The sequence below is a fragment of the Stenotrophomonas daejeonensis genome (genome assembly GCF_001431505.1).
GTDB lineage: Bacteria > Pseudomonadota > Gammaproteobacteria > Xanthomonadales > Xanthomonadaceae > Stenotrophomonas > Stenotrophomonas daejeonensis.
On record NZ_LDJP01000085.1, the window covers coordinates 17,623 to 29,225 of the forward strand.

The 11,603-nt window shown below is 59.7% G+C and carries 7 protein-coding genes; all 7 read right to left on the reverse strand.

Annotated elements, in window-relative coordinates:
- Positions 1-23: 23 nt before the first annotated feature.
- Positions 24-1,238: a type II secretion system protein XpsF gene (gene xpsF / locus ABB34_RS13245; protein ID WP_057641810.1), complete on the reverse strand. Its 1,215-nt coding sequence runs from the start codon at positions 1,236-1,238 to the stop codon at positions 24-26.
- 104 nt (positions 1,239-1,342) lie between these two features.
- Entirely contained in the window at positions 1,343-3,070 is a 1,728-nt protein-coding gene (gene gspE / locus ABB34_RS13250) for a type II secretion system ATPase GspE (RefSeq protein WP_152979633.1), read from the reverse strand.
- Positions 3,071-3,499: 429 nt separating this feature from the next.
- Positions 3,500-4,966 carry an RHS repeat-associated core domain-containing protein gene (locus tag ABB34_RS13255; RefSeq protein WP_161808917.1) on the reverse strand — a complete coding sequence of 489 codons (1,467 nt, stop codon included), beginning with the start codon at positions 4,964-4,966 and terminating at the stop codon, positions 3,500-3,502.
- Positions 4,967-5,116: 150 nt separating this feature from the next.
- The gene (locus ABB34_RS15295; RefSeq protein WP_152979630.1) at positions 5,117-5,632 is read right to left on the reverse strand and encodes a hypothetical protein; all 516 of its coding nucleotides are present in this window, start codon (positions 5,630-5,632) and stop codon (positions 5,117-5,119) included.
- 5 nt (positions 5,633-5,637) lie between these two features.
- Complete coding sequence (locus ABB34_RS15005; protein WP_245625455.1) at positions 5,638-6,237, reverse strand: RHS repeat-associated core domain-containing protein; 600 nt, start codon at positions 6,235-6,237, stop codon at positions 5,638-5,640.
- A gap of 129 nt (positions 6,238-6,366) precedes the next feature.
- On the reverse strand, positions 6,367-6,549 hold the full coding sequence (locus tag ABB34_RS15300) for a hypothetical protein (RefSeq protein WP_152979632.1): 183 nt from the start codon (positions 6,547-6,549) through the stop codon (positions 6,367-6,369).
- A 10-nt stretch (positions 6,550-6,559) separates the two neighbouring features.
- A complete protein-coding gene (locus tag ABB34_RS13260) occupies positions 6,560-10,906 on the reverse strand; it encodes an RHS repeat-associated core domain-containing protein (protein WP_161808918.1) in 4,347 nt (1,448 codons plus the stop codon).
- Positions 10,907-11,603 lie beyond the last annotated feature (697 nt).

Consider the following 11,603-nt stretch of genomic DNA (forward strand, 5'->3'; position numbering starts at 1 on the left):
TGGAGGGAACGGCTCGGGCAGGGTTAACCGATCGCTTCTGTCAGGTCGTACAGCGGCACCAGCACGGAAACGATGATGATGCCAACCACCGCGGCCAGCACCAGCGTCACCACCGGTACCAGCGCGGCGAGCATGCGGTCCAGCGCCAGCGCCGTTTCCTGCTCGAAGGTATCGGCGGTGCGCAGCAGCATCGCATCCAGCGCCCCGGATTCCTCGCCGACCTGAATCATCTGCAGCGCCAGCCGCGGGAAGCGTTTGCCCTTGCCCAGCGACGTCGCCACACCATGGCCGTTGCGGACGTCCTCGGCAGCGGCATCGACGTCGGCGATCAGCGCGCGGTTGCCAAGTACGTTGCGGGCGATACCCAGCGCCGCCAGCAGTGGCACACCATTCTTCAGCAACGTACCAAGCGTGCGCACCAGGCGCGCGGTCTCGATCCGCGCCAGCAGCGGGCCAACGAAGCGCAGGCGCAGCAGCCAGGCATCCAGCCGCAGCCGGAAAGCCTGCTCGCGCCGCCGCCGCTCGAACCACAGCACCGGCAACAGCACCGCGCCCAGCGCCAGCCACCACCAGTCGCGCACGAACAGGCCCACTGCCAGCACCCCGCGGGTGAACCACGGCAGCGCCACATCCAAGCTCTCGTACATGTTTGCGAACTGCGGCACCACGTTGCCGAGCAGGAAGCCCAGCGCCAGACCGACCACCAGCAACAGAATCGCCGGATAGATCAGCGCATTGATCACGCGCCCACGCAAGGCACGGCTGCGCTCGAGGTAGTCGGCCAGCCGTTGCAGGGTCGCGTCCAGGCTGCCACCGGCCTCGCCGGCGCGCACCATGCTGACGTATAGCCGCGAGAACACCCCGTATTGACGCTCCAGCGCAGTGGACAGCGACGCGCCACCGCGCACCGCGTCACGGACTTCGGCGATCACCCGCCGCGAGGCCTCGTCTTCCGGTGATTCGAGCAGGATGCCCAGCGCGCGGTCGAGCGGCTGGCCGGCACCGATCAACGTGGCCAGTTGCTGGGTGAACTGCAGCAGTTGCGCGCCGCCGAACGGCGTCGATTTGAACAATGTGCCCAGCGCATGCCCCGCGCCTCCGGCCACCGGCCACGCCTCGACCGGCAGGTGACCCTGCTCCTGCAGGCGCGCGACGACCTCGCCATCGCTGCGGGCTTCCATCCTGCCATCGAGAAGTTCGCCCCGGCTGTTCAGGGCCTTGTAGCGGTACAACGGCATGGCATCGAACCGGATACGGGAGCGCAAGCGTATCCCGTTTCCCGTGCCCCTCCAACGCAACGGCGCGGTTTGCGGCGCAGCACAAGCCGCCTCTGCTCGCACGGTCATCCTTCCTCTGTGACCCGCAGCACTTCCTCGATGGTGGTCTGCCCCTGCAACGCCTTGGCGATGCCGTCCTCGTACATCGTGCGCATGCCGGCGTTGCGTGCGAGCTGCTCCAGCTCACCCATGCCGGCGTGACGCATCACCGCCCGGCGCAGTTCGTCGTCCATCACCAGCAGCTCCATGATCGTGGTGCGGCCAAGGTAGCCGGTCGGCGACAGCGCCGATGGCCGCGGCCGGTACAGCAGGATTTCTCCCTGCGGCTGGAACCGGCGCAGGCCGAATTTCTCGATTTCCTCTGGCGTGGCCGGGTAGGCCTGGGCGTGCGCCGGCTCGAGCCGGCGCACCAGGCGCTGGGCGAGGATGCCGTTGATGGTGGAGGTCAGCAGGTAATCCTCCACACCCATGTCCAGCAGGCGGGCGATGCCACCGGCGGCATTGTTGGTATGCAGCGTGCTCAGCACCAGATGGCCGGTAAGCGCCGACTGGATCGCGATGCGCGCCGTCTCCAGATCACGCATCTCGCCGATCATGATGATGTCCGGGTCCTGACGCACGATGCTGCGCAGGGCGCTGGCGAAATCCAGTCCGATCTGTGGCCGTACCTGAATCTGGTTGATGCCGTCGATCTGGTATTCGACCGGGTCCTCGACGGTGATGATCTTCACATCGTCGGTATTGAGCCGACCCAGCGCGGCGTACAGCGTGGTGGTCTTGCCCGAACCGGTGGGGCCGGTGACCAGCAGGATGCCGTGCGGCTGCGCCAGCACCCGCTGGAACTGCGGCAGCAACGCATCGTCAAAGCCCAGCCGCGCCAGATCGAACACCACCGTCTGCCGGTCGAGCAGGCGCATCACCACGCTCTCGCCGTGCGCCGTCGGCATGCTGCTAACGCGCAGGTCCAACTCCTTGCCCTGCACCCGCAACATGATCCGGCCATCCTGCGGCAAGCGGCGCTCGGCGATGTTGAGCCGCGCCATGATCTTGATGCGGCTGATGATCGCCGCCGTCAAGCTGGCCGGCGGGCTTTCCCCCTCCTCCAGCACGCCGTCAACGCGGTAGCGCACCTTGAGCCGGCTCTCGAACGGCTCGATGTGGATGTCCGAAGCGCGCAGTTCCACCGCACGTTGGATCACCAGATTGACCAGCCGGATCACCGGCGCCTCGGAGGCGAGGTCGCGCAGGTGTTCGACGTCGTCCACCTCACCGCTGCGGGCATCGTCGGCACCATCGGCGATGGCATCCATCGCACTGCGCCCCTGCCCGTACCAGCGCTCGACCAGATCGTCGATCTCCGACCGCAGGCCCACCACCGGCTGCACCAGGGCGCCGGTAGCCAGACGTACCGCGCTCAGGGCATAGGCGTCATAGGGCTCGGCCATCCACAGCCGCAGGCAGCCTTCGTGCTCGCCGATCAGACAAAGGTGGAACTGCTTGAGGAAGCGCACGCTCAGCGTGGGCGCGTCACCGATCTCGGGTGCCTCGGCAGGCAGATCCCTGGCCGCCAGCAACGGCAGTACCAGCGTCTGCGCGCAGGCTTCGGCGTGGTCGCGCTCGGACACCAACCCCAGACGCACCAGCAACTGCAGCAGCCCGCCCCCCGTTTCCTCCTGCAACCGGCGTCCACGCGCCAGATCCTCGTCCTTGAGTTGCCCCTTCCCGAGCAGAGCGGCGATCACCCGGTCCTCGGGACCGGCTTCAGAATCGCTGCTGACGGATGGAACCGGAATCGCGTTCACGGCAACCAAGGCAGGGGTGGGGTTGCGACTCTATCACCATCGACCGGGCATATAGTGCCCGGCCGTCAGGCGTCCTCCTTCCCAACAGATACCCATATCCCACGCTCACGCGACCGTCTCCGCCCCCTCAGATCAACATCTCCATTAACGAATAAACAAGGATCAAAGCCACAGCTCCCAGAAGACTTACCATATAAGCAATACAAAGCCATCCCACGACACTACCAGTCCTTGCATTGATAGCCATGACACCGAAATCACTTACCATTTTTGAAGGAAGTGTCCCCGGGAACAAATCCAGCGACGCCAAACCCTGAGACACACAAGGACTCCTCCTTGCAGAATACACAGCAACAATTCTAATAATTATTGAACACAGAGCAAGAAATAAACCTATATTAAAAATGACCACCGATCCATTCATTTTTCGCACCCGCAAGATGTTATTACTGGGGGGCCATCAATAGTGGCTCGCCCAACTCCTACAGCGATTGAAGCATCCCATCCACCTTGACCGCCCAGGGAAAAGTCGGAGAAAGCATCCCCCATACTTAACGTACTATAGCTGGCACCGCCACCTGCCGCCGCGCTGGCGGAAAAGAAGGTGGTCAGCCCTGTTAACGCCTCGGGATAGGCTCCAGCATGCAAATCCCTCAGTTCAACATGGGATACCGTATATGATATAGGCGCCCCCTGCGATGCAATGAAAAACGAGACATTGATATCGACTGTCACTGACTCGCCCAATGCACAATCTGAAGTCAGCCTGAGATTCATCTTTTGATATCCAAGTACGCCTGCCAAGCTCCCGCCGTGAACTGTCCCCCTCCAAGTCACCAAACCGAATGGATCAATGGAGCCCATAGGATTACCTGCCACATAGGCATAAGTATTCAGCCCACCCATTAATCCAATCGGATCACTTTCCAAATACCTCCCCGTCCGCGGGTTGTACGTCCGGAAGTAGTTGTACGCCAGCCCCGTCTCCACGTCGTGGTACTGCCCGGGGAAGCCCAGGTTCAACCCGCCGATGCTGTCCAGCGTCACCGTGCGGTCGAAGGCGTAGTTGTTGGCACGCCATACCACCGCCTTGGCGCTGTTGGTCGCCAGCTCCGGGCGACTCAGGTGATCGGTGTGGATCATGTACAACTGCTTGTTGCGCACCATCGCCACCGGTTCGCCATTGGGCAGCCGCAGGTAGTGCGTCCAGCGCCGGTTGGCATTGCTGTCGCCCCAGGCATACTCCACTTCCACCTGCCCGCTCGGGCCATAGACAAAGCCCAGCTGCGTATCCAGCACACCGGTCTGACGCTTCAGCGTCCGCTGACCCAGCGGATTGATCCAGTATTCCTGCGTTTTACCGCCCTTCGTGACCCCGCTCAGCCGGTTGAACGGGCTGTAGCTGTAGGTGGCCCCTTCGCCGCTCAGGGTGTTGCCGTTGGCATCGTAGGTATAGCTGGTTGCACGCGGGCCGGTAATGCCGGTCAAACGGTTGCTGCCGCTGGCCGTGGCATACAGGTCCGTCTGCCCACCCCAAACGTGACTGGTGCGGTTGCCGTTGGCATCCCAGGCAAAGCTCTGGTTCGCACCGCTGGCCGTTACCGTGGTCAGCCGGGAAAGCGCATCGTAGCCGTAGCTCTGGGTCAGGGGCGTATTGGCGGCGTTGGTGATCCTGCTGATCTCGTTGGTAGCGGTGTATTGGTAGTCCAGCTTCTGGCTGTAGGCGGCGCCATTTCGAGTGCTCAGGGCCGTCAGCCGTCCATCCATGTCGAAACTGGCAGTGCGCATCAGGCCGTTGCCATAGGTCCAGCTCGACAGCGGGCCAAAGGGCTCATGGCGAAGCTGGGTGGCCACGTTGTGGGTCGTGCTGCCGATCTTGACCGTCATGGCCTGCACCTGCCCCAGCAGATACCCATAGCCCACCCTCACCCCACCGAATAAAGTGTCTCTGGCACTCTTTTTCATAGCCCTAATGGAACAATGTCGCCAACCGAATTTCCCCCGACATAGGTATAGATGCTGGCAGCGCTACACTGTCTAGTTATTGAGCGTGTTGTAAGCGTATTTGGTTTCCTCCCACGCTTCGTCTGGGAATTCGCCGTGAGTAACCCGCCTACGAATAAGCCATCCATCCTCAAACACAAGAACAGCGTTGTAAGCAACACCAGCATCGCCACCAATGATAGCAAGTTCAAAACCAGTGGCATTGGCACTTAAAGAAATCCGACGCGGATCGCCAAGATCGCTATAGGCCGACAGTGGGACAAAGAGTTTTTCCGCACCGCTCTGAACAACAATCGATGTGGTCAGAGTCAAAGGCGAGACAGCATCCTCGCCTCCCCACCTGAAACCCTCCTTGAAGAGCCCATCAGCCGCCTTGCTTGTCTTCACAGTGACTTTGAGATCACCTCCTGCGAAATGCACAGTGACGCTCCCCACACCATGGACAAAATTGGCTGAACTGCTGTCGCGCGCGACTACAGGTGCTTTATCGCCAGCGAATGCCGACGACAAGCCCACAAACATCAAAATCAAAAATGCGATTCGTCTCATGGTCGTTACCAGAATGGAATAATCACAGGCATTGGATTTTCGACTACCAAAGCATTGTCTCCGCTATTGGCAATCTGGTCTCGAATATCTCTATCGAAGATCATGCAGCCCTCCGAGGCCGTTCCATTCCGCCTACTGTTGTCGCCATGAATACGAAATGCACTTCGGCCATACATTTCGTTATCCGGCGCTGGTGTAAGCGCCATTGTTGCCCGCCCAGTATTTGGGCTGTTGTATTGCGGCCCAATGGTGTAACTCCCCGTTGGCAAGGGCCCAGTATTGGGCACCCCTTGCATCCATGGGTTTTTATAGCCGGCACCATGACCGGCATCGCCTGTCGCCACATAGGCGCCGTCATGACGCAGGACTCCTGTAGCGGAGTTGTACGTCCATTCCAGCCCCAATGGATCAATGCCGCCAACCGGATTCCCCCCGACATAGGCATAGGTGTTAATCCCACCCGTCAACCCAATCGGGTCACTCTCCAAATACCTGCCCGTCCGCGGGTTGTACGTCCGGAAGTAGTTGTACGCCAGCCCCGTCTCCCCATCGTGGTACTGCCCCGGGAAACCAAGGTTCAGCCCGCCCATGTTGTCCAGCGTCACCGTGCGATCAAAGGCGTAATTGCTCGCCCGCCATACCATCGGCCACCACTTCCAGCAGGGCAAGACTGGAGAGCAATTCATTTATCCCGAAGATAAACCCTCTCAACTCGGTGTCGTTGGACTGTCACATCATTTATCAGATTTCTCAGTCCAGCCCAATCTACCCCCCAAGAAAGAAACAATCTTCGAAACAACATAAAACCACAAAAAAGCAAAAACCACCCCCCACCCTTTTATCCCGGCGCCCCATGCACACAATATCCCAGCAATATAAAGAAAAATAAAAATCAGGGCAGAAAAATATTTTTTCATGCTATAACCATTACAATCCATATTGATCACCCATTTGCTGCGGCATTCCCGCCCCCGGGGCTGGGCAAATATTCGGATCTCTATCCAAATAATCTGATATTCCATTTTTATCGCAATCCAATTCTGCGCAACCCACCTCCACCGGCTCCATGAGCGCAATAAAAACAGAGGCCCTCCCCAGTAAAGATGATGCCTTGGGTGTCAGCTGCCCATACTTATTAACACCAGTTGACCCAAATGAAATTTTCCCAATAATTAGACCAGAAACAAATTTCTCGGCCCAGTGAATTGGCGTTGTCGGGGTCTTTGTGATGATGGGTCCGTATATGGGCTTATACCCTGCAAGAGGATCTCCAGCCAGCCCATGCGAGTCCGTCCACACGACCGGACTCCCGCCGACATAGGCATAGGTATTGATCCCCCCAGCCAACCCAATCGGGTCACTCTCCAAATACCTCCCCGTCCTCGGGTTGTACGTCCGGAAGTAGTTGTACGCCAGCCCCGTCTCCACGTCGTGGTACTGCCCCGGGAAACCAAGGTTCAGCCCGCCAATGCTGTCCAGCGTCACCGTGCGGTCGAAGGCGTAGTTGTTGGCACGCCATACCACCGCCTTGGCGCTGTTGGTCGCCAGCTCCGGGCGGCCCAGGTGATCAGTGTGGATCATGTACAACTGCTTGTTGCGCACCATCGCCACCGGTTCGCCATTGGGCAGCCGCAGGTAGTGCGTCCAGCGCCGGTTGGCATTGCTGTCGCCCCAGGCATACTCCACTTCCACCTGCCCGCTCGGACCATAGACAAAGCCCAGCTGCGTATCCAGCACACCGGTCTGACGCTTCAGTGTCCGCTGGCCCAGCGGGTTGATCCAGTACTCCTGCGTTTTACCGCCCTTCGTGACCCCGCTCAGCCGGTTGAACGGGCTGTAGGTGTAGGTGGCCCCTTCGCCGCTCAGGGTGTTGCCGTTGGCATCGTAGGTATAGCTGGTTGCTCGCGGGCCGGTGATGCCGGTCAAACGGTTGCTGCCGCTGGCCGTGGCATACAGGTCCGTCTGCCCACCCCAAACGTGGCTGGTGCGGTTGCCGTTGGCATCCCAGGCAAAGCTCTGGTTCGCACCGCTGGCCGTTACCGTGGTCAGCCGGGAAAGCGCATCGTAGCCGTAGCTCTGGGTCAGGGGCGTAATGGCGGCGTTGGTGATCCTGCTGATCTCGTTGGCGGTGGTGTACTGGTAGTCCAGCTTCTGGCTGTAGGCGGCGCCATTGCGAGTGCTCAGGGCCGTCAGCCGTCCATCCATGTCGAAACTGGCGGTGCGCATCAGGCCGTTGCCATAGGTCCAGCTCGACAGCGGGCCAAAGGGCTCATGGCGAAGCTGGGTGGCCACGTTGTGGGTCGTGCTGCCGATCTTGACCGTCATGGCCTGCACCTGCCCCAGCAGATACCCATAGCCCACGCTCACCCCACCGGGATAGGAAATACCCGTCAGCTGCCCCAGGTTGTCGTAGGCATAGCTTTGCCCGAAGTTCACCGTACTGGTGCCGATCTTCTGCCCTTGGGTCAACAGCTGGCCTTGCGGGGTATAGGTGTAAGTCAGCTCTCCCTTCGAATCGGCCACCCCGCACAGCCGGCCCTTGCCGTTGCTGCACGTGTCCCAGGCAAACGTCTGCACCTGCCCACCGGCGGTGATCGACGTCGGCCGGCCCAGTGCATCGTGGGTGTAGGTCGTTGCCACACCATTAGCCCGCGTCATCCGGGTCGTGCGGCCGCCGCTGTCGTACTCGAACGTGGTGGTCCCGGTATCCGGGCTGGTCTGCGACCAGAGCTGGCCAAAACCGTCATATACATAGCTGGTGGCCTTGCCACGTGGGTCGGTCACCTTGGTCAGGCGGCCGATGCGGTCGTATTCGTACTTGGTCAATTTGCCCAGCGGGTCCTTGGACTGGACGAGGTTCTGCTGGCGGTCGTAGCTCAGGGTAGTAGTGCGGTTCAGTGCATCCTTGACCGTCACCACGTTGCCGTTGGCATCATAGGTGTAGCGGATGTTCTGGCCGTTGTTGCCGCGGACCGCCTGGAGGAAGCCGCCGGCGTCGTAGTCCATGAAAATCTTGGCGACATCCGTATACGACCATTCAAGCTCCTCAGCGAAAAGGCAGCTTTCATCCAGTGGATATTTCCTGCAGAAAATACTGCTCGGCGCCGGTATCAACCTTCCACTCTGCAACGTTTCCCCCGTGACAAGACCCAATGCATTCCTGGTGAAAATCTTTCGCTGCTCTTCCGCCACAGTCGTCGACATGCTAATGACAGTTGGCCACGCCGGGTTATAAGCAAGATAGAAATACTGGCGCCCTCCCCCGTCGGGCCGTGATTCCCGAATCAAATTACCAGCAGCATCATATTCATACCGATAATTCTGGCTACCTCCGTTGAGATATGTGCGCTGCAAAGTCATGCGCCCCATTGCATCGTAGGTGTAGTCCACGACGTCGCCATTGGCACCGGTCACCTTGCCGGGCAGGCCCAGGGCGGTGTAGCTGCCATAGGTGGTCGTGTGGTTCAGGCTGTTCTTGACCGAGGTCAGGTTGCCGGCCGTGTCGTAGCCGTAAGTCACCGCGTCCCCCGTTCCCGCCGCCGGGCCATCCACCGTCATCGTGGCGATCAGCTTGTTGGCACGCAGGGTATAGGCATAACCGGTAACCTGGGTGGCATTGGCAACGCCATTGCCGGTGAGGTTCTTCACCGTTACCGATTGCAACAGCCGGGCGCGGGCGTCGCCATCGGGATAATAGGCATAGGTGGTTTCCGAAAGCTTCTGGCTGGTGCTGGTGCCATACACCTTGATGGCCAGCAGCCGGCCCTTGTGGGTTGCGTCCCAGAGGTAGTCGGTGATCTGGCGCTGGTCGGTTTCACCGTTGGGACCGATACCCGTGATCTTCCGGGTCAAGCGGTCATCGGCATCGTAGCTGTAATCGGTTTTGATACCGAGTGCATCGATCTGGTAATCGATGTTGCCGCTGGCCAGATAGGCCGTGTATTTCCCCCCGGCCGGGCAAACGGGACTGGCCGGGCGCTCCACGCCAATGACGCGCTTGCTGCCATTGATCTCCGCTATCTCGTGGCGTACCACCTGGCCCAGCGCATTGGTGACATTCACATGATCCGTGGCATAAACGAAAGAGCTTCTGTCGATGTCTCCATTCGCACCCAGGCCGGAACTTTTTACCCGGCCATCGGCATAGTAGCTGTACTTGCTGTAACGCACTCCGTTGATGGTGATGCCGGTCAGGCCGCCGGGCTGCTTCGCGTCTTCGTACAGATAGCCACGCACGCCCAGGGAGTCGGGATAGGTCACCGATGCAAGGTAGCCGGCACTGTTGTAGGCATAGACATAGGCTTTGCCGGCCGGATCGGTGATGCGGGATACCCTGCTGCCTGACCAGGTGAAAGACAGCGTCTTGCCGGTGGTATGGGTAATCGTGGCGAGCCGATTGTTGGTATAGGTGTAGGTGGTACCAATACCGCGTTCATCCACGATGCTCAGGGGACGCCCTTGGCTGTCGTAGGTGTCTTTCGACCCATCCTCGTTCGTCAGAACCCAATTCGCTCCACTCTTGGCCAGCACATTACCTTTGCTGTCTTTCCAGATACCCGCCGCGTCCTTGCTGAACTCGATACCATAACCACTGGCCCGATAGGCATAAATATTGGATAGCGCATTTGCACCGGGCGAACAAGTCGTGGCCGCATCCAATTTTCCGGCACACTGCACGCTGCCATAGGCAAATGTCAGGCTGTATTCGAGATTGGAAGCCCACCTTGCCCCAAAGATTCCGGATTTCACCACTGCCTTGTCATATAGGCGCAGAACGCCAACACCCGTCTTGCCCTGCCCAGCGGTGAAATCGGCCTCCGGCTTGATCTTGTTGCCCGTGGCAATGATGACCGGCTGGCTCGTCACCTCCTGCCCTTCGCAAGTATCTTGCTCCTTGGTCTGTATGACCTTGGCCAATTGGGTGTCGGATATTCCATTATGCGGCCCGCGCCCTACCGGCCCCACCCCGCGGTCAACACGATCCATGCTGGGGGACCAAGGCTCCGGCATGTAATATTCATCGCATACGTATTCATCGCGCACGTATGTCTGATTGGACACTGGATCAGTCGTGGTAATGGTGGTTTTACCGCATGTTTTGACCATGATCATGGCCGAAGCATCCTGCGGCGTGAATCCGCAAGCGGCACCCAACAACCAGAGAGCAACGGCAAACGGCACTCGACAAATCGACCTTTGCCCATCTCCTCCTGATTCTTTTTGAAAAATCAGCTCGCGCAAGAAAGACCGGAAATTTCCTTCGAAACACGCCATGCAGCCCACTCCTGTAGTTACTTGCATGAAACCGTATGTACGCCAATGCACGGCCATGACGGCCCGCTCAGGAGCCCCTGACCCTATCCAATAGATGAAATACCCCGCTGCCGATCTTCCAAGCGACAAGTGTCATGCGTCAAGCATGCCGGCGCCTGCCGCCTTGATGCCATGGCCATCGAACTCGGGAAAAACCCTTCATTCAAAGACTTGCCGCGTCGCACAAACAACAAAAGATCATGAACATGCCGTGCACCCCGGCATATGACGATGACCATCGCGGAAGATGGCGGTCCCCAACTCTTTCAGCGGTCATCCGCAGCACACCCTCAAGCCTCGTCTCTCCGTGCAACCCTTTGGCATGAAGTTTCAGCTTCAAGCCCCTCCCTAAGGAGCGAGGACGCACGGCTTGCGCGCATTGATGGCGTGGCGATGGAGCGCACTGGCGTGGGCCGGAGAGCGAATGGCGCACGGGCACAGGGCGTATTCGGCCAGGCGGGTAGGTGTGGGGCTTGCCCCCCACCTGGCTGTCATGGGAAGGCCACATGCTCTAGGCCGAATCGACATTCAGCCGATATCTTTGGCAGATGTCGAAGATCAAGCAATCGCGGCCCAGCCGCTACGAGTTGACTCATACCCAGTGGGAGCGGATCGAAGACACGACCCCCGGCAAAAACCAGGGGCACGGGCCGGAAGG